Annotated in this window: 22 protein-coding genes; 14 read left to right on the top strand and 8 right to left on the bottom strand. The window is 46.6% G+C overall.

From position 1 onward, the window contains the following. Nucleotides 1-30: 30 nt before the first annotated feature. From rbsD to MHH76_RS19130, 3 genes are read right to left on the bottom strand one after another with little or no spacing between them, the layout of a single operon-like run. A complete protein-coding gene (gene rbsD / locus MHH76_RS19140; protein ID WP_020453173.1) occupies nucleotides 31-426 on the bottom strand; it encodes a D-ribose pyranase in 396 nt (131 codons plus the stop codon). Further along, complete coding sequence (rbsK, locus tag MHH76_RS19135; RefSeq protein WP_026080750.1) at nucleotides 423-1,304, bottom strand: ribokinase; 882 nt, start codon at nucleotides 1,302-1,304, stop codon at nucleotides 423-425. The genes rbsD and rbsK overlap by 4 nt, the downstream gene beginning before the upstream one ends. Before the next feature lie 2 nt (nucleotides 1,305-1,306). Then, on the bottom strand, nucleotides 1,307-2,287 hold the full coding sequence (locus MHH76_RS19130) for a LacI family DNA-binding transcriptional regulator (RefSeq protein WP_268441322.1): 981 nt from the start codon (nucleotides 2,285-2,287) through the stop codon (nucleotides 1,307-1,309). A gap of 819 nt (nucleotides 2,288-3,106) precedes the next feature. Between MHH76_RS19130 and pgsB the strand changes: the two genes are divergently transcribed. From pgsB to MHH76_RS19105, 5 genes are all read left to right on the top strand, one after another. Next, complete coding sequence (pgsB, locus tag MHH76_RS19125) at nucleotides 3,107-4,288, top strand: poly-gamma-glutamate synthase PgsB (protein WP_003185833.1); 1,182 nt, start codon at nucleotides 3,107-3,109, stop codon at nucleotides 4,286-4,288. A gap of 15 nt (nucleotides 4,289-4,303) precedes the next feature. Then, nucleotides 4,304-4,753, top strand: a complete 450-nt coding sequence (pgsC, locus tag MHH76_RS19120) for a poly-gamma-glutamate biosynthesis protein PgsC (protein WP_003185831.1) — start codon at nucleotides 4,304-4,306, stop codon at nucleotides 4,751-4,753. A 19-nt stretch (nucleotides 4,754-4,772) separates the two neighbouring features. Continuing rightward, nucleotides 4,773-5,942: a CapA family protein gene (locus MHH76_RS19115; protein WP_020453171.1), complete on the top strand. Its 1,170-nt coding sequence runs from the start codon at nucleotides 4,773-4,775 to the stop codon at nucleotides 5,940-5,942. Beyond that, the gene (locus MHH76_RS19110) at nucleotides 5,939-6,106 is read left to right on the top strand and encodes a hypothetical protein (protein ID WP_020453170.1); all 168 of its coding nucleotides are present in this window, start codon (nucleotides 5,939-5,941) and stop codon (nucleotides 6,104-6,106) included. The genes MHH76_RS19115 and MHH76_RS19110 overlap by 4 nt, the downstream gene beginning before the upstream one ends. Nucleotides 6,107-6,560: 454 nt before the next feature. Beyond that, a complete protein-coding gene (locus MHH76_RS19105) occupies nucleotides 6,561-7,805 on the top strand; it encodes a C40 family peptidase (protein WP_020453169.1) in 1,245 nt (414 codons plus the stop codon). Between the two features lie 38 nt (nucleotides 7,806-7,843). Here MHH76_RS19105 and MHH76_RS19100 read toward each other — a convergent pair whose 3' ends face one another. Both MHH76_RS19100 and MHH76_RS19095 read right to left on the bottom strand, forming a co-directional pair. Then, on the bottom strand, nucleotides 7,844-8,704 hold the full coding sequence (locus MHH76_RS19100; RefSeq protein ID WP_020453168.1) for a Cof-type HAD-IIB family hydrolase: 861 nt from the start codon (nucleotides 8,702-8,704) through the stop codon (nucleotides 7,844-7,846). Nucleotides 8,705-8,892: 188 nt separating this feature from the next. After that, nucleotides 8,893-9,849 carry an LCP family protein gene (locus MHH76_RS19095; protein WP_020453167.1) on the bottom strand — a complete coding sequence of 319 codons (957 nt, stop codon included), beginning with the start codon at nucleotides 9,847-9,849 and terminating at the stop codon, nucleotides 8,893-8,895. Between the two features lie 297 nt (nucleotides 9,850-10,146). Here MHH76_RS19095 and MHH76_RS19090 point away from each other — a divergent pair, with 297 nt between their 5' ends. Continuing rightward, nucleotides 10,147-11,520 (top strand): sugar porter family MFS transporter, encoded by a 1,374-nt coding sequence (locus MHH76_RS19090; RefSeq protein WP_020453166.1) that lies wholly within the window; start codon nucleotides 10,147-10,149, stop codon nucleotides 11,518-11,520. Between the two features lie 56 nt (nucleotides 11,521-11,576). On the opposite strand, the gene MHH76_RS19085 is transcribed toward MHH76_RS19090, so the two are convergent. Further along, the gene (locus MHH76_RS19085; protein ID WP_023857161.1) at nucleotides 11,577-11,714 is read right to left on the bottom strand and encodes a hypothetical protein; all 138 of its coding nucleotides are present in this window, start codon (nucleotides 11,712-11,714) and stop codon (nucleotides 11,577-11,579) included. A gap of 141 nt (nucleotides 11,715-11,855) precedes the next feature. Here MHH76_RS19085 and MHH76_RS19080 point away from each other — a divergent pair, with 141 nt between their 5' ends. Beyond that, nucleotides 11,856-12,989 carry a zinc-dependent alcohol dehydrogenase gene (locus tag MHH76_RS19080; protein ID WP_020453165.1) on the top strand — a complete coding sequence of 378 codons (1,134 nt, stop codon included), beginning with the start codon at nucleotides 11,856-11,858 and terminating at the stop codon, nucleotides 12,987-12,989. A 43-nt stretch (nucleotides 12,990-13,032) separates the two neighbouring features. On the opposite strand, the gene kduD is transcribed toward MHH76_RS19080, so the two are convergent. Together kduD and kduI are read right to left on the bottom strand one after the other, a co-directional pair. Beyond that, complete coding sequence (kduD, locus tag MHH76_RS19075; protein WP_020453164.1) at nucleotides 13,033-13,797, bottom strand: 2-dehydro-3-deoxy-D-gluconate 5-dehydrogenase KduD; 765 nt, start codon at nucleotides 13,795-13,797, stop codon at nucleotides 13,033-13,035. A gap of 15 nt (nucleotides 13,798-13,812) precedes the next feature. After that, on the bottom strand, nucleotides 13,813-14,640 hold the full coding sequence (kduI, locus tag MHH76_RS19070; protein ID WP_020453163.1) for a 5-dehydro-4-deoxy-D-glucuronate isomerase: 828 nt from the start codon (nucleotides 14,638-14,640) through the stop codon (nucleotides 13,813-13,815). Between the two features lie 255 nt (nucleotides 14,641-14,895). Between kduI and MHH76_RS19065 the strand changes: the two genes are divergently transcribed. The 7 genes from MHH76_RS19065 to manA all read left to right on the top strand — a co-directional run bounded on the left by MHH76_RS19065 (nucleotide 14,896) and on the right by manA (nucleotide 22,479). Continuing rightward, nucleotides 14,896-15,912, top strand: a complete 1,017-nt coding sequence (locus tag MHH76_RS19065) for a LacI family DNA-binding transcriptional regulator (protein WP_020453162.1) — start codon at nucleotides 14,896-14,898, stop codon at nucleotides 15,910-15,912. Between the two features lie 102 nt (nucleotides 15,913-16,014). Beyond that, nucleotides 16,015-16,980 (top strand): sugar kinase, encoded by a 966-nt coding sequence (locus MHH76_RS19060; protein WP_020453161.1) that lies wholly within the window; start codon nucleotides 16,015-16,017, stop codon nucleotides 16,978-16,980. A 5-nt stretch (nucleotides 16,981-16,985) separates the two neighbouring features. Next, entirely contained in the window at nucleotides 16,986-17,600 is a 615-nt protein-coding gene (locus tag MHH76_RS19055) for a bifunctional 4-hydroxy-2-oxoglutarate aldolase/2-dehydro-3-deoxy-phosphogluconate aldolase (RefSeq protein ID WP_020453160.1), read from the top strand. Between the two features lie 85 nt (nucleotides 17,601-17,685). Further along, a complete protein-coding gene (kdgT, locus tag MHH76_RS19050; protein WP_041817338.1) occupies nucleotides 17,686-18,669 on the top strand; it encodes a 2-keto-3-deoxygluconate transporter in 984 nt (327 codons plus the stop codon). A 172-nt stretch (nucleotides 18,670-18,841) separates the two neighbouring features. Next, nucleotides 18,842-20,710, top strand: coding sequence for an anaerobic ribonucleoside triphosphate reductase (locus MHH76_RS19045; protein WP_020453158.1), 1,869 nt, complete (start codon nucleotides 18,842-18,844; stop codon nucleotides 20,708-20,710). Next, the gene (gene nrdG, locus MHH76_RS19040; RefSeq protein ID WP_020453157.1) at nucleotides 20,707-21,153 is read left to right on the top strand and encodes an anaerobic ribonucleoside-triphosphate reductase activating protein; all 447 of its coding nucleotides are present in this window, start codon (nucleotides 20,707-20,709) and stop codon (nucleotides 21,151-21,153) included. Before MHH76_RS19045 ends, nrdG begins: the two co-directional genes overlap by 4 nt. Before the next feature lie 375 nt (nucleotides 21,154-21,528). Further along, the gene (gene manA / locus MHH76_RS19035; RefSeq protein WP_043054494.1) at nucleotides 21,529-22,479 is read left to right on the top strand and encodes a mannose-6-phosphate isomerase, class I; all 951 of its coding nucleotides are present in this window, start codon (nucleotides 21,529-21,531) and stop codon (nucleotides 22,477-22,479) included. The last annotated feature ends 39 nt before the right edge of the window (nucleotides 22,480-22,518 follow it).

Here is a 22,518-nt window from a genome sequence, read left to right as displayed (position 1 = left end):
CCCTTCTTTCCAGATGTAGAATGTAAACATCTAAAAGATCACTCCCGCGTGCAAGATGCAATTTGCATAAGGTGTTGCTTCCCCTGTGCGAATGACCGCTTTTGCGTGGCTCGTCGCTTTTTTGAATGCTTCGTGCGGGATATAGTCAATTTTTTGGTTTGAAAATTCAGCTTTTAAAAATGCGGCTTGACCGGGATTGACGCTTTCTATTTCTTCGGCTGCCGACACTTTTTCGACGGCCATTTCATCGGCGATGAGCTTTGTGACCTCTTGAAATCCAGGCGTACCCAATGTCAGCGCAAGATCGATTTTGGGGACGCCGGGAGGAACGGGCAGGCCGGCGTCCGCGATGACGACGGTGTCGGTATGCCCGAGATCGGCCAGTAATTTTGCGATATGGCTGTTTAAAATCCCGTGTTTTTTCATGACAATTCACGCTCCACTTCATCCCGTTTCGGCATGCCGCCTTGCGCGCCGAATTTCAAAACCGAGAGGGAAGCCGCCCGGTTCGCAAAGCGCAAGGCAGATTCGATGCTTTGTCCTTCGGAAAGCGCAACGGCCAATCCCGCATTGAAGGTGTCTCCGGCTCCCGTCGTATCAATTGCATTGACAGGGAATGAAGGGACGATCCTTTCTTCCAGACCATTGTGATAGCGGACCCCGTTTTTTCCTTCTGTGATGAACAGCTTCTCCGGATAGCGCTTTAACGCTTCCTCCCGGGACATGCCCTGAAACAGTACCGAAGCTTCATGCTCGTTTGGCGTAATGTAGGCCGCAAGATCGACCGTTTCCGGGCGAAGCGGACGAGCTGGTGCCGGATTCAGCAGGAGAGGAATGCCGAGAGAGCTGCACAGTCCGCTGACATAATCGACGGTTTCTTCCGGAATCTCCTGCTGAATCAGAACGATGTCTGCCTGTTTAATCGCAGGCAGCGCTTTTTGAACGTATTCAGGTGTGACATGGTCATTTGCCCCTTTGACGACGATAATACTGTTGTCGCCGTCTGCGAGAACGATATGTGCGGTGCCGCTTTCCTGACCTGTAACCGGTTCCACATAGTCTGTCAAAACACCATTCGCTTGAAAATTGTCGAGGATGGCTTTTCCGTAATGATCATCGCCGACGCAGCCGATCATATGGACCTCTGCACCAAGCCGGGCCGCAGCCACTGCCTGGTTGGCGCCTTTTCCGCCCGGAACCGTTTTAAAAGATTCGCCAAGCACCGTTTCTCCGGCAGCCGGCCGCTTAGGCGATGTCACAACTAAATCCATCGAAGAGCTGCCAATCACGCATATTTTACTCATTGTCATTCCGCCTTTCTTGTCGTTTGTCTTTCAATAAAGGCAACCGGCATCTGCACTGCCGATTGTTCAATATATTCATTATTCATTAATCTCAGCAGCAGTTTTGCCGCTTCTTTTCCCATTTCATAGGCGGGCTGCCTGATCGTTGATAAAGAGGGGAAAAGCAATTCGCTTTGCGGAATGTCATCAAAGCCGATAATCTGCAGTTCGTCGGGAACTTTGATCTTCCGTTTTAAGGCTTCATGCAAAACGGCTGTCGCCACAATGTCATTGCTTGCGATTACGCCGTCTGTTTCCGGATAGGAGGCAAACAGCTCCGCTGCCCGTTTTTGGGCTTCCGGAAATGAAAATGTCTCGGTTTTCATAACATGAAAATCGATATCGGCACCGCTTAGCATCTCCAGCGCTCCGTTGAAACGGTCTCTTGCAGTCTGAAGGTGGGCCGGTCCTTTAATCAGCGTAATTCGTTTCGCGTTTCTCCTGACCATTTCAGCCGCAGCGATTCTGCCGCCTTCGCGGCTGTCCGCGAATACAGCCGGCGCATTCTCGCCCGTCCGGTCAAGGAAGACAATCGGCATGGACAAGTCTTGATAATTTGGCGCATCCGGATAATTGGTCGCTGAAATGACTCCGACCACATGATTTTGTTTAAACGTCTGCAAATAATCAAGCTCTTTTTCCAAATTTTCATCGCTGTTTCCGAAGATGAGCCGAAAGCCGAGGCGGTGGATCTCATCTTCAACGCCGCGCGCAAGCTGAGGAAAGAACGGGTTTGTGATATCCGGCAGCAGCAGTCCGATCAGTCTGGACTCCCTTTTATAGAGAGACCTGGCCACTTCATTCGGGTGGTAATTCAGTTCTTCCATCGCTTTTAACACGCGTGTCCTCGTGTCTTCATGGACGTATCCCGTCTCATTTAATACCCGGGAAACCGTAGCGACAGATACTTTTGCAGCAAGTGCGACGTCTTTAATCGTAGCCAAAAAAGACTTCTCCTCTCCATTTGTGTAACCGTTTACATAAAGATTATCATGATCCTTTTAAAATCTCAATAAAAAAGTCCGGGCGCTAAAATTTTTAGCCGGGTTGGGATATAGAGACATATACAAGTATGTTGAATAGAAAATAACCTTCATTCGGCATAAATTGGCGACTACAGTAACAATGAGAATAATAAGAAAAATTAAAAATGTTAAAGTTTGATGAATTATCGTTGAAAAAAATTAATGGCTTTTTAAATCTTAGGATTTTAACCTAAAATCTAAAGAAATAAGGTGAATCGAACGGCTCACAAAAAAATTGGATTTGTTAATGAATCCCGCTTTATGCTAAAAGAGATTTTCATTTTTTAATAGGTGATCTGATTGTCATAGGACGCATTTGTTTTGAAGAGGGAACATTGGTGACTTTTTAACCTGTTGGAAAAGAGCGAAAATACAAAAAGAAAGGGGATATCCCGGTTGACAGCCCATTTCTAGGGGATTTCAGCCGGGGGAAAAAGAGACCCTGAATCCATCCTTCAATCTTTCATCAGAAATAGGGAGAAAAGTACAAAAATCATAATGTCGAATTTTGAAAGCGCATACTTAAAACGCTGACAAAAAACTGATAGGAATTAAGAACTTTCGATTACCAAAAATATCAATAAAAAGATAGGCATTATTGACTCGGACTAGGTGATCTTTGTCACGGAAAATTTCGTCGTCTTCTGTTACATAATGCCGATTGTGATTTCATAGTGAACCTATATACTGATGAATGAATTTACATATCAGATTCCAAGAAGGAGATGTAGACAAACAATGTGGGTAATGCTATTAGCCTGTGTGATCGTTGTTGGGATCGGCATTTATGAAAAAAGGCGCCACCAGCAAAACATCGATGCGCTGCCTGTCCGAGTGAACATCAACGGGATACGCGGAAAGTCCACGGTGACAAGATTAACAACAGGGATATTAATCGAGGCAGGCTACAAAACAGTAGGAAAAACAACCGGGACAGACGCAAGGATGATTTATTGGGACACACCGGAAGAGAAACCGATCAAAAGAAAACCTCAAGGCCCGAATATCGGAGAACAGAAAGAGGTTATGAAAGAAACGGTGGAAAGAGGGGCCAATGCGATTGTCAGTGAGTGCATGGCCGTTAACCCTGATTACCAAATCATCTTTCAGGAAGAATTGCTTCAGGCTAATATCGGCGTGATCGTGAACGTGCTGGAGGATCACATGGATGTGATGGGACCGACTTTGGATGAAATTGCAGAAGCTTTCACAGCAACCATTCCTTATAATGGACATTTAGTTATCACTGATAGTGAGTATACCGATTTCTTTAAGCAGATTGCAAAAGAAAGGAACACAAAAGTCATCGTCGCAGACAATTCTAAAATAACAGATGAATACCTCAGACAGTTTGAGTACATGGTATTCCCTGATAATGCGTCTCTTGCGCTCGGTGTGGCTCAAGCGTTGGGTATTGACGAAGAAACCGCTTTTAAAGGCATGCTGAATGCGCCGCCTGATCCGGGAGCCATGAGAATTCTGCCGCTGATGAACGCCAAAAACCCCGGACATTTCGTCAACGGTTTTGCGGCCAATGACGCAGCTTCGACTTTAAACATATGGAAGCGTGTAAAAGAAATAGGCTATCCTACGGATCAGCCGATCGTCATTATGAACTGCCGCGCCGACAGGGTAGACAGAACACAGCAGTTTGCGGAAGATGTCCTTCCTTATATTGAAGCAAGTGAACTTGTGCTGATTGGAGAAACAACAGAGCCGATCGTCAAAGCATATGAAGCAGGCAAAATTCCTGCGGACAAGCTGTTTGATTTTGAGCACAAATCAACGGAAGAAATCATGTTTATGCTGAAAAACAAGCTTGAGGGCCGCGTCATTTACGGAGTCGGAAATATCCACGGAGCAGCGGAGCCTCTCATTGAAAAAATACAAGATTACAAGATTAAGCAGCTCGTTAGCTAGGAGGAAGAAAACACAATGTTTGGATCAGATTTATATATCGCCCTCATTTTAGGAGTCTTACTCAGTTTGATTTTTGCAGAGAAAACGGGAATTGTACCAGCCGGCCTCGTCGTACCGGGTTATTTGGGACTTGTGTTCAATCAGCCGATTTTCATGTTGCTCGTTCTTTTTGTCAGTTTGCTGACGTATGTCATCGTGAAATTCGGACTTTCCAAAATTATGATTCTATATGGACGCAGAAAATTCGCAGCGATGCTGATTACGGGAATTCTTTTGAAAATCGGTTTTGATTTTATATATCCGGTGATGCCGTTTGAGATTGCCGAATTCAGGGGAATCGGAATTATCGTGCCGGGGCTGATCGCGAATACCATTCAAAGACAGGGATTAACGATTACGCTTGGAAGTACGCTTTTATTGAGCGGAGCAACATTCGTCATTATGTATGCTTACTATCTAATCTAAAGTTAGGTGTGTCAAATCGATGAAAAAACAACTGAACTTTCAGGAAAAACTGCTGAAGCTGACGAAGCAGGAGAAAAAGAAAACAAACAAGCACGTCTTTATCGTATTGCCCGTTATTTTCTGTTTAATGTTTGTCTTTACTTGGGTCGGAAGCGCCAAAACTCCTTCGCAAATGGACAAAAAAGAAGATGCCAAGCTTACAGCTACTTTTGTGGGCGATATGATGATGGGAAGAAACGTAGAAAAAGTGACAAACTTGCACGGTTCGGAAAGTGTCTTCAAAAATGTGAAGCCGTACTTTAATGTGTCAGATTTTATCACAGGAAACTTTGAAAACCCTGTAACCAATGCAAAGGACTATCAAGAGGCAGAAAAGAACATCCATCTGCAAACGAATCAAGAATCAGTCGAAACATTGAAAAAGCTGAACTTCAGCGTACTGAACTTTGCCAACAACCATGCGATGGACTACGGGGAAGACGGTTTGAAGGATACGCTGAATAAATTCTCAAATGAGGATTTGGAGCTTGTCGGAGCAGGGAATAATCTCGAAGACGCGAAACAGCACGTATCCTATCAGGATGTGAACGGTGTTAAAATCGCAACGCTCGGTTTTACAGACGTCTACACGAAGAACTTTACAGCCAAAAAGAACAGAGGCGGAGTGCTGCCGCTCAGCCCGAAAATCTTTATTCCAATGATCGCGGAAGCATCCAAAAAAGCGGATATCGTCCTTGTCCACGTGCACTGGGGACAAGAATATGACAATGAACCGAACGCCAGACAGAAGGATCTGGCTAAAGCGATTGCGGATGCCGGAGCAGATGTCATCATCGGCGCTCACCCCCATGTTCTCGAACCGATCGAAGTGTATAACGGCACTGTGATCTTCTACAGCCTCGGAAACTTTGTGTTTGATCAGGGCTGGTCAAGAACACGGGACAGCGCGCTTGTACAATACCATTTAATGAATGACGGCAAAGGGCGCTTTGAGATAACGCCTCTCAACATTCGCGAAGCAACACCGACGCCTTTAGGCAAGAGCGATTTCTTGAAACGAAAAGCGATCTTCCGTCAATTGACAAAAGGAACAAACCTCGACTGGAAAGAAGAGAACGGAAAATTGACGTTTGAAGTCGATCATGCGGACAAACTGAAAAATAACAAAAACGGAGTGGTGAACAAATGAAATTTGTCAGAGCCATTTGGCCGTTCGTAGGTTTAGTGTTGATCATTGCATTCATGTCTGCTTTCAAGTATTCTGATGAATTGTCAAACGATGAAAAAGCTAAAATCTCAACGGAAATCCAAAAAGTGAATCAGCAGGATCACACAACGGAAAACCAACAATAACAGTGCAGAAAAGAGAGTGCCGCCGGCACTCTCTTTTTGCGTGTGCTGATTCCGGTTATAAAAGACCTGTGAAAAGCGGCTGATTTGAAAAGGAAACACGACAATTTTCTTAACCGGTCAGTGTATAAAGTTTTATAGAAAATCAGGAGAATATATACATGGTTTTGGGGTTCGTGTTTATTGTATTCTTTTGAAGGGAATAAAAACTGACAAATTTCGACTAAGCTTCAAAAATGCATCACCTTACCAATTCGGGATGGGAACTGCACCTCATGTTCATGACCTCTTTAGAATATTTCCCTTCATCCATTTAATCCGCGCTTAGGTGAAAAAGCTGATCATGCTGTGCTGCGCGTTTCTTCTCGCTATGACGCTGCTGTACACGCAAAAAAAGTCCTTTAAATATCCCAATTGAATGACGATGAAAGAGGAAAGAAGAGGAGGAACAGAACAATTGATAAAAAAAGCGGCAAACAAAAAATTGGTTTTGTTTTGTGGAATTGCGGTGTTTTGGATGTTTTTATTTTTAACGAATCACAATGACGTACACGCCGATACGATCGGCGAGAAAATAGCAGAAACCGCCAGACAGCTTGAGGGTGCGAAATACAGTTACGGCGGAGAGAAGCCGAAAACGGGGTTTGACTCGTCCGGCTTTGTACAATATGTGTTTCAATCGCTCGATATAACGCTTCCAAGAACGGTAAAAGAGCAATCGACCCTTGGAAGCAGCGTCGGCCGTCAGCAGCTCGAAAAGGGGGATCTTGTCTTTTTCAAAAATGCCGAACTGGAAACGGACGGGCCGACTCATGTCGCCATCTACATGGGAAATGATCAAATTATCCACAGCACAAAATCAAACGGAGTTGTCGTGACAAAGCTTGAAGGCAGCTCTTACTGGAGCTCGGGGTATCTTAAAGCGAAAAGGATCACAAAAGAACCTGAGATTTCTATGGACCCTGTCGTTCAAAAAGCGAAGAGCTATGTCGGTGTTCCATATGTATTTGGAGGCAACTCTCCGGATCTCGGGTTTGACTGTTCAGGACTGACCCAATACGTTTTCAGAGAGGTGCTCGGTGTTTATTTGCCAAGATCGGCGGAACAGCAATGGGCGGTCGGTCAAAAGGTGAAGCTTGAAGATATCCGGCCGGGTGATGTTTTGTTTTTCAGCAATACGTACAAACCGGGAATATCCCATAACGCCATCTATGCCGGGGGCGGCCGGTTTATCCATGCGAGCCGTTCAAATAAAGTGACGATCTCTTACTTGTCGGCTTCCTACTGGCAGAAGAAGTTCACAGGAGTCAGACGTTTTGACAACATGTCCCTCCCGAAAAATCCGATTGTATCTGAAGCGATCAGGCATATCGGCGAAGTCGGTTATCAAAAAGGCGGTACATCGCCTAAAGAAGGCTTTGATACGGCGGGTTTTATCCAATATGTCTATAAAACGGCGGCAGGAGTGGAACTTCCGCGGTACGCTGATAAACAATACAGTACAGGTAAGAAAATCACAAAAAAGGAGCTGGAGCCTGGAGACATCGTGTTCTTTAAAGGAACCACTGTTCTGAATCCCGCCATCTATATCGGAAATGGCCAGGTCGTTCTTGTCACCTTGTCTGCCGGTGTGACGACAGCAGATATGGAGACGAGCGCCTATTGGAAAGAGAAATACGCCGGAAGCGTCAGAATTAAGTAGCAGAAAACCGCTCGAGTCATCTTCGAGCGGTTTTCTAATTATTGATATTCATTTTCCAGCAGTTTATTAATGAAATAAGCGACGCCGTTTTCGTCATTGCTTTTCGTGATAAACGTGCTGATATGCTTCAGCTCATCGATTGCATTGCCCATCGCGATCCGATGGCCGGCTTCCTCAAACATTGACAGGTCGTTCGGGCTGTCGCCGATCGCGTAGATGTCTTTTTTCTCGATTCCATAGTGGCGGGCCAGTTCTTTTAAAGCGCGGCCTTTGCCGGATTCATCAGGCAGAATTTCGATGATATGTCTTCCGGAAGATGTGAGTCCCAATTTTGGAAAGGCTGCAAGGTCTTCTTTTGCTTTTTTCAGTTTTTCCATATCAAATGAGAAGCACAACAGCTTATAAATATGTTCGTCTCCGTTAAAAACCTCGCGAATGTCGGGGACCGGTTTGATGCCGAATTGTTTAAACTGAGTCAGTGCGCCCTGCCAAAGCGTATCCCTGTCTTCATCAGGGTTGGCGCTTGTGACGATATCGAGCTCTGCTTCAAGCTTCTGCTCTCCGTCATAAGGAGAAAGCAGCGCATCGTCCGTATAAACCTCAAAATAGATTTGATGATCTGTTAAGTATTGGGCGGCCTTTTTTCCGGCGTCCTTGTCCATTAACGTTCTGCTTAGGAGTTTATAGTTGAAATCGTGAACCGTTCCCCCGTTTGCGGCGATAATCGGAATATCCAAATCGTTCAGAAGCGCTTTGACGTCAAATGTGGCCCGTCCCGTGCAAATGGTTACGATGCAGTCTGAGATGAGCGCCTTTTTGATAGCGGCCCGGTTTTCTGCGGATATTTGGCTTTCTGTATTTAAAAGAGTCCCGTCTAAATCGATCGCAATTAACCTCATTATGTAAAGATAACCTCCTGTAAGAGCAGTTTGCCGTTTTTCGGGAGGCGAAAAACAGCTCTCTTCGGCAGTATTCCCTAAAAGGACATGTTATGTAAAAGGCTAAACCTAAATTTAGATTTTTTCAATAGTAAATCTTGAGTTTCATTAAAGAGAAAAAGGATGAATCATCTTCATCCTTTTTCTAATTATACATCCAGCTGCTGTTTTAATTCCTGCTTGATTTCGTTGAGATTTTCCTGGTCAAGCTGGAAATAGTAGACTTTGCCCGGTTGATAATCGCTCCCTTTCAATTGAAGGGTATCGATCGTTTGAATGGACGTCATAAACGGGATCAGCCCGATTGCATCATTCAGCGACAAGTTCATTGATACGTTCTTTCCGACTGTATCAAGGATATCGTCGTAAGCCGGAATGGCAGTAAGCGATTTGGATTTGTTGATAATCGATTTGATGACTTCCATCTGGCGATCGCCGCGCTTCAAATCCGTATCGGCTTTTCTCGTTCTTACATAAGCAAGGGCCTCTTCTCCGTTTAGCGTTTGCTCACCTGTTTGGAGATTGACTTTGCCTTTCGTATCCTTTTTAATCTGCCGGACAATATAGTCTTCTTTGATTGTGATCGGTACACCGCCGAGCTCGTCAACTACTTCTTTGAAAGCTGAAAAATTGGCTTCCATGACGTAATCAACCGGAATGTCGAGCAGGTTTTCGACGGTTTCTGTACTGAGGTCGCGTCCGCCTAATGAGTGGGCATGCGTGATTTTATCAAAGCCGCGTCCAGGGATGTTAACATAGGAATCCCGCGGGATGCTTAATAGTTTCACTGATTTGTTTTTTCTGTTGAACGTGGCGAGAACCATCGCATCGCTTCGTTCTTTGTCCATGCTTTGTCCGGGACGGGCGTCAATCCCCATCAACAGGATGGAGAAGTTATCTTTTTTAGGATTGAACTCTTTAATCCGCTTGACGGACTGTTCTCCTCTGGAAAGGGTGACTTGCGCATCTTTGGAGGCGTTCGCCACTTTGTAGTACGCATAGCCGCCTGCGGCTGCAGTCGCCGTCAGGATTAAAGCAATGAAAAACAATGAGTATTTCACCCATTTTCTTAGTCTCTTTTTCTTCGTTCGTTGCGATCGTAGCATGTATAAGCTCCTCTTTTATTTATATTAAAACGTACAATTGTTGAATAAGTCTAAATTTTGATAAAAAAATGATTTCCCAATCTTGGATTTTACAAGATATTTGCTGTTTTGCATATGGGGATTCTCTGGAAATTCCGCGGGATCTAATCATTTTGCCGCCTTAAATAAGACGATGAAACAGATAAAATGTTTCATATTTTTAAATTCTTTTAATGGTACTCCGAGTTTCTTAGGTTTGAAGAAAGCGAGACAAGGTTAAAGATTATAAAAGACAAGCCTTGTTAGGAGGATATACTGATGAAGGGAAAAAGATCGAATGCCTGGCTTTATTTTTTTGGAGCCTTGGGCGGTGTGCTCTACGGTTATGATACGGGCGTCATTTCCGGGGCGATTTTATTTATGAAAGATGAGCTTGGGCTCAATGCCTTTACAGAAGGACTGGTTGTCAGCGCAATTTTAATTGGGGCGATTTTCGGATCGGGTTTGTCCGGCAGGCTGACAGACCGCTTCGGGAGAAGAAGGGCGATTATGTCAGCGGCAGTGCTGTATTGCATTGGGGGGCTCGGAACGGCCCTGGCGCCAAGCACGGAATATATGGTGGTTTTCAGGATCGTGCTCGGCCTTGCGGTTGGCTGTTCAACGACCATTGTTCCTTTGTACCTTTCAGAGCTTGCGCCGAAGGAATCTAGGGGCGCGCTTTCTTCATTAAATCAGCTGATGATTACGATCGGGATTCTGGTCTCTTATTTGATCAATTATGCATTTAGTGATGCAGGTGCATGGCGCTGGATGCTGGGCTTGGCTCTTATTCCGTCAATCGGCCTTTTAATCGGTATCTTTTTCATGCCGGAAAGCCCACGCTGGCTCTTAACAAAAGGAAAAGAAGAGAAAGCGCGACGGGTTTTGTCCAAGATGAGGGGAGGAAAGCAGGTCGATCAGGAAATCAAAGAAATTAAGGAAGCGGAAAAGCAGGAGCAGGGGGGCTTGAAAGAGCTGCTGGAACCGTGGGTGCGCCCGGCGTTAATCGCAGGGGTCGGACTGGCGTTTCTCCAGCAATTTATCGGAACCAACACGATTATTTACTATGCCCCAAAAACGTTTACGAATGTCGGATTTGAAGATTCGGCGGCCATTTTGGGGACAGTCGGCATCGGTATGATCAATGTTCTGATGACGCTTGTGGCGATCCGCTTTATTGACAGGATTGGCCGGAAGCCGCTTTTATTATTTGGAAATGCCGGCATGGTCATCAGTTTAATCGTGCTTTCTTTCACCAATATCTTTTTTGGCAATACGACTGGTGCGGCATGGACGACTGTCATCTGTTTAGGTGTATTCATTGTCGTATTTGCCGTCAGCTGGGGACCGATCGTCTGGGTGGTGCTGCCTGAGCTGTTCCCCCTTCATGTCAGAGGGGTGGGAACCGGAGTATCGACTTTAATGCTTCATGCAGGGAACTTAATTGTGACATTAAGTTTTCCGGTCCTCATGGAAGCGATGGGCATCAGTTACCTGTTCCTGTGCTATGCGGCCATCGGAATCGCGGCCTTCCTGTTCGTTTTCTTTAAAGTAACAGAAACAAAAGGCAAAAGCCTTGAAGAAATCGAGCAGGATTTACGGGACAGGCACGGCGGAATCACGGGAACTGACACGCAGCCGGTTGAACGATAGGCAAAAGGATGGGCATGGCCCCATCCTTTTTTGTGTGAGGAGGCCAGCCAAGCCAATCATGGCTGATCTCTGTTTTCTCCGTCTTCTGGCTGCGAATCGTCATGGCGCGGCAGATTACCCGTTCTGATCGCCCGAAACACGAGAAAGAAAATAACGAAAACAACCAGCCCTCCGACTAGTATTTGCAGCAGCATCCCAACACCTCCGTTTTCTTCTATGTATGAATCATGACCGCTCTGCATGACGGTTAATGAAACGTTTGTTTAAAAAACTGAATAAGAACCCGGGTTTATCTCACACTAAAGTCAACTGAACGATAATGGGAGTGTGACGATTTGAAAGCTGTAACGTTTCAAGGGCCTCAGCATGTTAAAGTCAGCCAGGTGGAGGACGCCAAAATAGAAAGAAGCGATGATATCGTTGTCAGAATTACTTCTACGGCGATTTGCGGATCAGACCTCCATCTTTATCAAGGGAATTTTCCTCTTCCGAAAGGCTTCCAGCTCGGCCATGAACCGATGGGAATTGTAGAAGAAGCAGGACCTGATGTAACAAAAGTGAAAAAAGGGGACCGGGTCGTCATCCCGTTTACCGTTGCATGCGGACATTGCTTTTATTGCGAAAACAAGCTGGAAAGCCAGTGTGATAATGCCAATCCCCATTATGATTCAGGCGGATATTTCGGCTACTCGGAAAAGTTCGGAAACCACCCTGGCGGACAGGCCGAATATTTAAAAGTGCCGTTTGGCAACTTCACGCCGTTTGTCATCCCTGAATCATGCGAGATGGAGGACGAGTCGCTCCTGTTTTTATCAGATGTCCTGCCAACCGCGTATTGGAGCGTGCTTCACGCTGGCGTTAAAAAGGGAGACACCGTCATTGTTCTCGGCTGCGGACCGGTCGGATTAATGGCGCAGAAGTTTGCCTGGATGGAAGGGGCGAAGCGGGTTATTGCAGTAGACTACTTGGACTACCGTCTAAGGCAGGCTGAAGCGTTAAACCGCGTCGAAGTATTTGACTTTACAAAATATCCTGACATGGGCGAGCATTTAAAGGAGATTACAAAAGGCGGGGCGGATGTCGTGATCGACTGCGTGGGGATGGACGGCAAAAAATCTCCGCTTGAGTATCTGGAGCAAAAACTGAAGCTTCAGGGCGGCACGCTCGGACCGATTCAAATTTCTACAAAGGCAGTCAGAAAGTGCGGGACCGTACAGATTACGGGGGTATATGGAAGCAATTATAATATGTTTCCGCTCGGCGCGTTCTTTTCCAGAAATGTTACGCTGAAAATGGGGCAGGCCCCGGTCATCCATTTGATGCCTAAGATTTACAAGAAGATCGAAGAGAATCAATTTGATCCGAAGGAAATCATTACGCATCAGCTTCCGCTTGAAGAAGCCGGCCACGCTTACCAATTGTTCAACGGCCATGAAGATGATTGCATTAAAGTGATTTTGAAGCCATAGCGATGATAAAGGCTGCCGAGCTACCGGCAGCCTTTTCGGCGCATTATCTTGCCAGCCATCCGCCATCGACCGCCAGCACATGTCCATTCACATAATCGGACGCCGGCGCCGAAAGGAATACGGCGGCGCCGGCAATGTCATCCGGCTGACCCCAGCGCTCGGCCGGAATCCGTTTTAAGATTTCGGCATTGCGGTTTTGGTCCTCGCGGATCTGCTTTGTATTGTTCGTTGCGATATAGCCCGGCGCAATTGCATTGACCTGGACATTGTGCGCCGCCCATTCATTGGCAAAAGACTTCGTCAATCCGGCTACTGCATGCTTGCTTGCCGTATATGCAGGGACGAGAATGCCTCCTTGAAATGAAAGAAGCGAGGCAATATTGATGATTTTCCCCTGCTTTCGCTCAATCATCTGCCGGCCGACAGCCTGCGTCAGCAAAAATAAGCTGTTTAAATTGACATTGATCACCGCTTCCCAGTTCTCCCGGGAAAAATCAGCCGCTTTTTCTCTGCGGATCGTCCCGGCATTATTGACGAGAATATCAATCTGATGGCGGTCAAGCACCTCTTTTGCAAAAGCCTCCACCTCGTCAAGGCTGCCCATATCAAGCTGATAAGATGTAAACGCTCTGCCGGCTTCTTCGATCAGCCGCTTTGTTTCATCAAGTCCGCTCGTATGTGAAGTGCCGATGATATCCGCTCCCGCATTTGCCAGCGCTTCGGCAATTCCTTTGCCGATTCCCGTTCCCGGGCCTGTGACAAGCGCCGTTTTGCCTTCAAGTGAAAAATACGATTCAAGATATCCCATCTCACGTTCACGCCCTTACCGTATGACATTCATCGGGACAGCATCCATGTCCTTAAATGTGTAGTTTTCTCCGGCCATCGCCCATATAAAGCAGTAGTTGGATGTGCCTGAGCCCGAGTGGACAGACCACGCGGGTGAAATGACTGCCTGTTCGTTGCCGACGACAAGATGCCTTGTCTCCGTCGGTTCGCCCATGAAATGAAACACCTTTGCATCTTCAGCAAGGTCAAGATACAGATAAGCCTCCATCCGCCGGTCATGAACATGCGCCGGCATCGTGTTCCATGTGTTATTGGGTTCAAGAAACGTAATGCCCATCATCAGCTGGCAGCTTTGGATGCCGTCTGCGTGAATCACTTTGTATAGATTGCGGACATTTGAAGAGGCTTCTTCTCCTAAATGATCGTATGGAAGCTCTGAAAGCGAGGCTTTTTGCACCGGATACTTTTGATGTGCCGTCGCCGAGATGAAATAAAATTTGGCTCCGCCTTCATTCAAGCTTGAGAAAGAAACGTCTTTATTTCCCAGGCCGATATACAGAAAATCTTTGTGCTCCAGTACGTATTCTTCATCACCGACTTTGACCGCACCGGGTTTCCCGACATTCACAATTCCGATTTCGCGCCGTTCCAGGAAATAGTCCGTTTTTAAAAAATCGCCGGCATCGAGCGCGATGGACTCCTTCACTGGAACAGCCCCGCCGATCACGACTCTGTCTTCATGCGAATACACCATGTTCAGTTTGTTTTCAACAAACAATGACTCTATTAAAAAATGCTCGCGAAGCTCTGCGGTTGTGAAGCGTTTCGCTTGTTCTGGATGAACAGAATAACGATTTTCCATACCTTCTCCTCCTTGAATTGGACGTTTTTAGACTGACTTGAATGAAAGGGCCAAAGTTTTTGGTAACGGTTTCAAACATGAATTTTAAAGTAAATAATGGAAAGCGTCAACAGTCTTTTCTTTTTTTTCTGAATATTGTCAAGGTCAATCTTGAAATATTTAAAAATACTCTTCCAAATTTTAAATGATGTGATATGCTGATGGTATAAAGTTTTTGAAATCGGTTTCAAATCATAAGGTCATAGGAGTACTTGAATGAGGGATAAGCAAACAGCGAAAGTAACCATCAACGAAGTAGCCGCATATGCAGGTGTATCAAAATCAACGGTTTCCCGTTATATCAACGGGAAGATTGATGCCATCTCACCGAAAAAGGTGAAAAGCATCAAAAAAGCGATCGAGGAGCTTAATTACCGCCCCAGTCAGATGGCACAGGGGCTGAAGGTGAAAAAAAGCAAGGTTATCGGATTTTTGGTCGCCGATATTACAAACCCGTTTTCAGTTGCCACCTTGAGAGGGGTGGAAGAGGTTTGCGATCAGTACGGGTACAGCATCATGGTCTGCAACACGGACAACAGTCCTGAAAAGGAACGGGAGATGCTGCACAAGCTGAACGCGCATTACATTGAAGGGCTGATTATTAATACGACGGGAAGAAACAACGATGTGCTCATGGATTTAATCAGCCAGGATGTGTCGATTGTGCTCGTTGACCGGAAAGTGCCCGGGCTCAAGATCGATGCAGTTACAACGAACAACCGCGAAGTGACAAGTCAAATCGTCAATCTCATGTATGACAAAGGCTATGCCCAGGTCGGTCTGTTTACCGAGCCGATTAAAGGGATCAGTCCAAGGGAGGAAAGGGTTTCCGCCTATACAGAAATCGCGCTTAAACGCAATGCCGGCGGCAATCCCCTTGTATATGAGGCAGATGTCAAAGACAAAGAATCTCTGTTACAGTCCGTCAAAAGCTTTTTGGAAATGAAAGAAGGGAAAAAAGCCATTCTTGGAAACAACGGGCTTCTGATGCTGAAAATCATCAGCTGCCTTTATGAGCTTGGCATTTCGATTCCGGAAGACGTCGGAATTGCCGGATTTGATGATACGGAATGGTATAAATTGATCGGTCCGGGCATTACCACCATCGCCCAGCCGTCGCATGAAATGGGCAGGGCCGCCATGGAGCGGATCATCAAACGGATTGAAGGAGATGAAAGTGCACCGCAGACGATTCAGCTTGAGGCGGAGCTTGTTCTCAGACAGTCGCTGTAGAACTCGTCAAATGGAGACACTCATATACCCGATAGCTTAGGGGAGAGTGTTTTTCCGCAACTATTTTTGAAACCGGTACCATTTCGAAAGGAGAGTGAAATCATGTCGCTTGATGTGATGACCTTCGGAGAATCGATGGCTATGTTTTACGCAAATGAAACAGGCGGATTGCATGAGGCTGCTTCGTTTTCCAAGGCTCTTGCCGGAGCGGAAACAAACGTTGCCGTCGGACTGTCGCGCCTGGGCTTTCGGGTCGGCTGGATGAGCAAAGTTGGTGCCGATTCGCTCGGAACCTTTATTTTAAATGAATTGAAAAAAGAAGGCGTCGACATCTCTGAAGTCAAACGCAGTGCAGACCGGCAGACAGGCATCCTGCTCAAGTCAAAGGTTGAAAGCGGAGACCCTGATGTCACGTATTACCGCAGCGGATCAGCCGCAAGCACGATGAGCATTGATGACTACCCGGCAGAGTATTTCAAGCAAGCCAAACATATGCATGTAACAGGCATACCTCCTGCCCTTTCAAGAGAAATGCGGGGCTTCGCCCGCCACGCCGTTCACCAGATGAAAAAAGACGGGAAGACGATTTCGTTTGACCCGAATCTCCGCTTCCAGCTTTGGCCGGACCAGCAGACAATGGTTCACACGATTAATGAGATCGCCGCGCAGGCAGACTGGTTTCTGCCTGGGATCAATGAAGGAAAACTCCTGACAGGCAGCAATTCTCCCGAGGATATCGCTAAATATTATGTGATGCAGGGGGTCAAGGTAATTGTCATCAAGCTTGGAAAAGAGGGGGCTTATTACCGGACACATGACAAAGAGGGTTATGTACCGGGTTATCAGGTGGAGAAGGTTGTTGATACCGTTGGCGCTGGTGATGGTTTTGCCGTCGGCATGATCAGCGGTCTATTAGACGGATTGCCGCTGGAAGAAGCAGTTCAGAGGGCAAATGCGATCGGAGCGCTGGCCGTCATGGCTCCGGGTGATATGGACGGTCTGCCGTCAAGGGATCAATTGAAAGCTTTTATGGCTATAGAGGCAAACAACCAAAAAACAGGAGGTTGACCGTAATGGAAATGTCTATGATCGGAAAAGTGCAAGAACAGCTGGCCGAGGCCGGGCTGATCGCGGTCGTCCGCGCAGGCGATAAGGAAGCTGCTGAGGAAAGCATTCACAGATTGATCGACAAAGGAATTACTGCGATTGAAATCACATATACGACGCCGGGAGCGTCTGAGCTGATTGAAAAATTTGCAGGAAAAGACGGCCTTCTTGTCGGAGCCGGAACGGTGGTTGAGAGCGAACAGGCGAGGGAAGCCGCGGCAGCGGGGGCAAAATTCATCGTCAGTCCGGGTTTTTCGGAAAAATTGGCTGAGGAAGCCGCCTCATTGCATACATTTTTTATTCCCGGCGTATTAACACCGAGCGAAATTATGGAAGCGGTCTCAAAGGGTTTTCGGGTTCTTAAGCTGTTTCCAGGGGGGACTTCCGGGATTCCTTACATGAAAAACCTCGCCGGCCCCTTTCCGAAGGTTCGATTCATACCAACAGGCGGGATCCATCCGGGCGATGTGGAGAAATGGCTCGATGCCGGAGCATTGGCAGTTGGAGTGGGAAGCCAGCTGAACAAAGTGTCAGAAGCGGATATCCAGCGTATCTTTCAGCGTCGGATTCGGCAGAATTAAAGCGTGCGCAGCGTGAAAAGACTTCAGGTTTTGCAAGATCGACAGCTTTGCTTTTTCATTAATTTCTAGAATGGGAGAAAAAATGATGAAAATTAAAGCAACGATTGAACGTGTGCCGGGCGGCATGATGATCATTCCGCTCTTTCTGGGCGCAACGCTGAATACGTTTGCTCCGGGAACCGCGGAGTTTTTCGGCGGATTTACAGGCGCCCTGATTACTGGAACGCTGCCGATTTTAGGAGTATTTATCTTTTGCGTTGGTGCAACAATAGATTTTCGTTCTTCAGGATATATTGCGAGGAAGGGACTGACACTTCTGATCGGCAAAGTCGGCATTGCCGCATTATTGGGTTTGATCGCAGCGCAGTTCATTCCAGACGAAGGCATTCAAAGCGGTTTTTTTGCCGGGCTGTCAGTGCTTGCTATTGTAGCCGTTATGAATGAAACGAACGGCGGTCTGTATTTGGCGTTAATGAACCATATGGGAAGAAAGGAAGACGCCGGTGCTTTCGCCTTTATCAGCACGGAATCGGGCCCGTTTATGACGATGGTCACTTTCGGTGTGACAGGGCTCGCGGCATTTCCCTGGGAGACGCTGGCTGCAACCGTCATCCCGTTTTTACTCGGCTGCATTCTCGGAAACCTTGACCCTGAATTGCGCGATTTGTTCGGAAAAGTCGTACCGGCGATCATTCCGTTCTTCGCATTTTCACTAGGAAACACGCTCGATTTTAAAATGTTGATCCAATCCGGCCTTTTAGGCATTGTTGTCGGCGTATCAGTCGTCGTTCTCTCGGGTGCTTCTCTTTACCTGCTGGACCGCTTTGTCGCAAGAGGAGACGGCGTCGCGGGCGTCGCAGCATCGTCAACGGCCGGGGCTGCGGTAGCCGTGCCGTATGCGCTTGCCGATGCAAACCCCGTGTTTGCGCCGGTGGCTGATTCAGCGACCGCGATCATCGCGACAAGCGTCATTGTCACCTCGCTTCTGACGCCGCTTGCAACCGTCTGGATCGAAAAACGGACAAGACAAAGAAAACCTCCGAAACAAATGACGATCGATTACAAGTAATTTCGTTGCTGACGCACCGGGACATGTTGTCCGGGGCGTTTTTTTTTTTGACCGTTTTTAAATAACGTCACCAAATTGCTAAATTTAACGGGTATCATTTGTGCTAATATCAATATATAGTGTCTCATGAAAAGATGGACACTATATATGCTACTTTTTAGGAGAGATTAGGATGACAACAGGCTTTAAAGAACAGGGATTATTACAATTGACAGAAACATTTCATGATATCGTCGGGTATGGAGATCACGATATTATGCAGGAAAATGCCAACGTAGACGGCCGCTCCCCGATGGGGCAAATGAGCCGGTTTGCATCCGAAAGTTCCAGACATTATGCGCTCCATTACTTAATGTCGCCGGAAATCAAGAAAGCAGTCGATGACAACTTGATATATCCGCACGATTTAGACTATATGCCGAGCGGGACAACGACTTGCTGCCAGATACCTTTGGGCCGGCTGTTAAAAGACGGATTCCATACAGGCCACGGCTCCCTCAGGGAACCGAAGGACATTATGAGCGCATTGTCACTCGCATCCATCATTTTTCAATCGAATCAAAATATGCAGCACGGCGGCCAGTCATTTCCGATGTTCGATTACGACCTGGCGCCTTACGTCCGCAAAACGTACGAAAAGCATCTCGCGAAAATCAAACAATACCCGACAACTTTGACAGAAGAAGAGATAAGGGAAAGAGCGTGGGAAGAAACGGACAACACAACTTACCAAGCGTGCGAAGCCTTTATACATAATGCCAACAGCATGCATTCGCGGGGCGGCGGACAGGTTCCGTTTGTTTCAATTAATTACGGCACGGATACGTCAAGGGAAGGCCGCCTTTTGATCAAAAATATTCTGAAGGCGACAAAAGCAGGTCTCGGCAAGGGGGAGACGCCGATTTTTCCGATTCAGATCTTCAAAATGAAAGAAGGCGTCAACGTCGATCAAACAGACCCTAACTATGACTTGTACCGGCTTGCATTGGAAACAAGCGCTGAAAGGCTGTTTCCGAACTTCAGCTTTATCGATTCGCCCGTGAATAAACCTTTTTATGACGGAACACCGGAAAGCGAAATCGCTTATATGGGATGCAGAACGCGCGTCATGTCCAATATTCATGGGAAAGAAAACAGCATCGGCAGAGGGAATTTGTCATTCACCTCGATCAACATTGTCAAAATAGCGCTGCTCAGCGAAAACGTTGAACAGTTTTTTGCTTTGTTAAACCGCTACATGGAATTAACGATTCAACAGCTGCTTGAACGGTACGCCTTTCAATGCAAAAAAAGAGCAAAAGACTTTAAGTTCCTGTATTCGCAAGGCATCTGGCATGAAAGCGAGAAGCTTGATCCTGAGGACACGCTCGAGGATGTGCTAAAGCACGGAACATTGAGCATCGGATTTATCGGACTGGCTGAAGCTTTGACTGCATTGACCGGAAAACATCACGGAGAAAGCGAGGAGTCGTTTGAACTCGGCAAAAAAATCGTCCAGTCGATGAGAGATAAGGCCGATGCAGCCACAGAAAAACACAAGCTGAACTTTTCCTTGATCGCCACACCGGCAGAAGGACTTTCAGGGAAATTTGTCAAAAAAGATAAATTGGAGTTCGGTTCGATCCACAATGTCACAGACCGGATCTACTATACGAACTCGTTTCACATCCCTGTTCACTATAAGCTGACTGCGGTTGAAAAGATCAGAAAAGAAGCGCCGTTCCATTTGATGTGCAATGGCGGGCATATCAGCTATATCGAGCTGGACGGAGACCCGAAAAAAAACATTAAAGCGATGGACATGATTGTGACCGCCATGCGCCGGTCAGGCATGGGCTACGCCTCGATCAACCATCCTGTCGACCACTGCAAGGCGTGCGGATTTACCGGAATCATCGATAACGAGTGCCCGCAGTGCAAAAATCGCGATGAGGCTTTGATTGAACGGATCAGACGGATTACGGGATATTTAGTCGGAGATATGTCAAAGTGGAATTCGGCGAAAAGACAAGAAGAAAAGGACAGAGTGAAGCACCTATGAAAGTGATGAATATTATCCATGACAGCATCGTAGACGGAGAAGGACTGAGAACAGTCGTGTTTTTAGCGGGCTGCCCGCATATGTGTGAAGGCTGCCATAATAAACAAAGCTGGAATATCAATAACGGATTTGATATGAGTGTAGACGAAGTATTTGAGGAAATTATGAAAAATCCGCTTACAAACGTCACCTATTCAGGAGGAGAGCCGCTTTTGCATGCGGGCGAACTGATCGAACTGTCTGAGAGAATTAAGCAGCAATCCGAAAAAGACATCTGGCTTTACAGCGGCTATACGTACGAACAAATCTTGAAAAATGAAAAGCACAGCGCCTTGCTGGCCTATTGCGATGTCCTGGTAGACGGCCCGTTCGAAATCAAAAAAAGGGACTTGACGCTCCTTTACAGAGGAAGCTCAAACCAGCGCATTATCGAGCTGGCATAATCTGAAACAGAAGCCTCCGGGGCTTCTGTTTCAGCGTGTCGACAAACCCTCGCATTCGTTGTCAGGCCTGCGCGTCGGTGCTCACGAATTCCAACATTCGCTCCGCTCCGATGCTCGGCCTTCCTAGACTGCAAGGGTTTTCAATCACGCTGAAAGGATGACAAAATCCCAAAACAAAAAGCCGTTTTGGGATTTTGTCAACAATCTAAAACAGAAGCCTCTGGGGCTTCTGTTTTTCCTTTCCGGCATTGACTTCTATCGAGATAACGTCATAATAAATATGAAAAGGTTTATATTTTATCATACATGTCTATCAATAAAAGAAAGCGTTTTATTTACATAAGAAAATCGTGAATTAAGGGAGGAGATGGCAACATGACTCAATCACCGATATTTCTGCAGCCTGAGTTTAAAGAGAGGATCTGGGGGGGAACGGCTTTGCGCGAGACATTCGGCTATGACATTCCCTCTGATTTGACAGGTGAATGCTGGGCCATTTCCGCCCATCCAAACGGGCCGAACCTCGTTGCTTCGGGTCCTTACAAAGGAAAAACGCTTGCCGAGCTTTGGGACGAGCACCGCGAATTGTTCGGCGGTGCAGAGGGAGACCGTTTCCCGCTGTTAACGAAAATACTTGATGCCAATCAAGATCTTTCCGTTCAAGTCCACCCCGATGACTATTATGCGGGCGAACACGAAAACGGGGAACTCGGTAAGACGGAATGCTGGTATATCATCGATTGCAAAGAAGGTGCCGAGATCGTTTACGGCCATACGGCGAGAACGCGGACAGAGCTGGTCACCATGATCAACAGCGGTGATTGGGACAACCTGTTAAGGCGGATCAAAATCAAGCCGGGCGATTTTTATTATGTGCCAAGCGGCACGATTCACGCTCTTTGCGAAGGGACGGTCGTTTTGGAGACACAGCAGAGCTCTGATACGACGTACAGGGTATACGATTATGACCGGACCGATCAAAATGGAGAAAAGCGCGAGCTTCACCTGACACAGGCGATCAATGTCACAACAGTACCGCACGTTGACAGCTATGTTGACGAATCGACAGAAACTCAAAAAGGTATTACCATTAAGACATTTGTTGAAGCCGAATACTTCTCCGTATACAAATGGGAGATCAACGGTGCCACTGAGCTGACCCAGGATGCCCCTTTCCTGCTATGCAGCGTGATTGAAGGAGAAGGAAAGCTCACTCAGGGCGGCGAATTATTTCCGATCAGCAAAGGAACAAATTTTATCCTTCCGGCCGAAACCAATGATTTTACAATAGAAGGAACATGCGAACTTATCGTGTCACACATATAAAAAGCTTGACGGTCTGCAAAAGAAGGCCGTTAAGCTTTT

Origin of the sequence: Bacillus sp. FSL L8-0193, from assembly GCF_037976065.1 — a bacterium.
Classification (GTDB): Bacteria; Bacillota; Bacilli; order Bacillales; family Bacillaceae; genus Bacillus; species Bacillus paralicheniformis.
Note: the sequence above shows the minus strand (reverse complement) of the source record. Positions and strands in the feature narration are given on the sequence as shown.

What these genes read in the sequence shown, in the direction of transcription:
- MHH76_RS19085 (WP_023857161.1), bottom strand. Translation starts at nt 11,714, where the DNA reads ATGCTGCTGCAAATACTAGTCGGAGGGCTGGTTGTTTTCGTTATTTTC.
- rbsK (WP_026080750.1), bottom strand. Translation starts at nt 1,304, where the DNA reads ATGAGTAAAATATGCGTGATTGGCAGCTCTTCGATGGATTTAGTTGTG.
- MHH76_RS19055 (WP_020453160.1), top strand. Translation starts at nt 16,986, where the DNA reads ATGGAAATGTCTATGATCGGAAAAGTGCAAGAACAGCTGGCCGAGGCC.
- MHH76_RS19115 (WP_020453171.1), top strand. Translation starts at nt 4,773, where the DNA reads ATGAAAAAACAACTGAACTTTCAGGAAAAACTGCTGAAGCTGACGAAG.
- MHH76_RS19065 (WP_020453162.1), top strand. Translation starts at nt 14,896, where the DNA reads ATGAGGGATAAGCAAACAGCGAAAGTAACCATCAACGAAGTAGCCGCA.
- MHH76_RS19100 (WP_020453168.1), bottom strand. Translation starts at nt 8,704, where the DNA reads ATGAGGTTAATTGCGATCGATTTAGACGGGACTCTTTTAAATACAGAA.
- kduD (WP_020453164.1), bottom strand. Translation starts at nt 13,797, where the DNA reads ATGGGATATCTTGAATCGTATTTTTCACTTGAAGGCAAAACGGCGCTT.
- pgsC (WP_003185831.1), top strand. Translation starts at nt 4,304, where the DNA reads ATGTTTGGATCAGATTTATATATCGCCCTCATTTTAGGAGTCTTACTC.
- MHH76_RS19090 (WP_020453166.1), top strand. Translation starts at nt 10,147, where the DNA reads ATGAAGGGAAAAAGATCGAATGCCTGGCTTTATTTTTTTGGAGCCTTG.
- MHH76_RS19045 (WP_020453158.1), top strand. Translation starts at nt 18,842, where the DNA reads ATGACAACAGGCTTTAAAGAACAGGGATTATTACAATTGACAGAAACA.
- MHH76_RS19110 (WP_020453170.1), top strand. Translation starts at nt 5,939, where the DNA reads ATGAAATTTGTCAGAGCCATTTGGCCGTTCGTAGGTTTAGTGTTGATC.
- MHH76_RS19095 (WP_020453167.1), bottom strand. Translation starts at nt 9,849, where the DNA reads ATGCTACGATCGCAACGAACGAAGAAAAAGAGACTAAGAAAATGGGTG.
- kdgT (WP_041817338.1), top strand. Translation starts at nt 17,686, where the DNA reads ATGAAAATTAAAGCAACGATTGAACGTGTGCCGGGCGGCATGATGATC.
- nrdG (WP_020453157.1), top strand. Translation starts at nt 20,707, where the DNA reads ATGAAAGTGATGAATATTATCCATGACAGCATCGTAGACGGAGAAGGA.
- rbsD (WP_020453173.1), bottom strand. Translation starts at nt 426, where the DNA reads ATGAAAAAACACGGGATTTTAAACAGCCATATCGCAAAATTACTGGCC.
- MHH76_RS19060 (WP_020453161.1), top strand. Translation starts at nt 16,015, where the DNA reads ATGTCGCTTGATGTGATGACCTTCGGAGAATCGATGGCTATGTTTTAC.
- manA (WP_043054494.1), top strand. Translation starts at nt 21,529, where the DNA reads ATGACTCAATCACCGATATTTCTGCAGCCTGAGTTTAAAGAGAGGATC.
- pgsB (WP_003185833.1), top strand. Translation starts at nt 3,107, where the DNA reads ATGTGGGTAATGCTATTAGCCTGTGTGATCGTTGTTGGGATCGGCATT.
- kduI (WP_020453163.1), bottom strand. Translation starts at nt 14,640, where the DNA reads ATGGAAAATCGTTATTCTGTTCATCCAGAACAAGCGAAACGCTTCACA.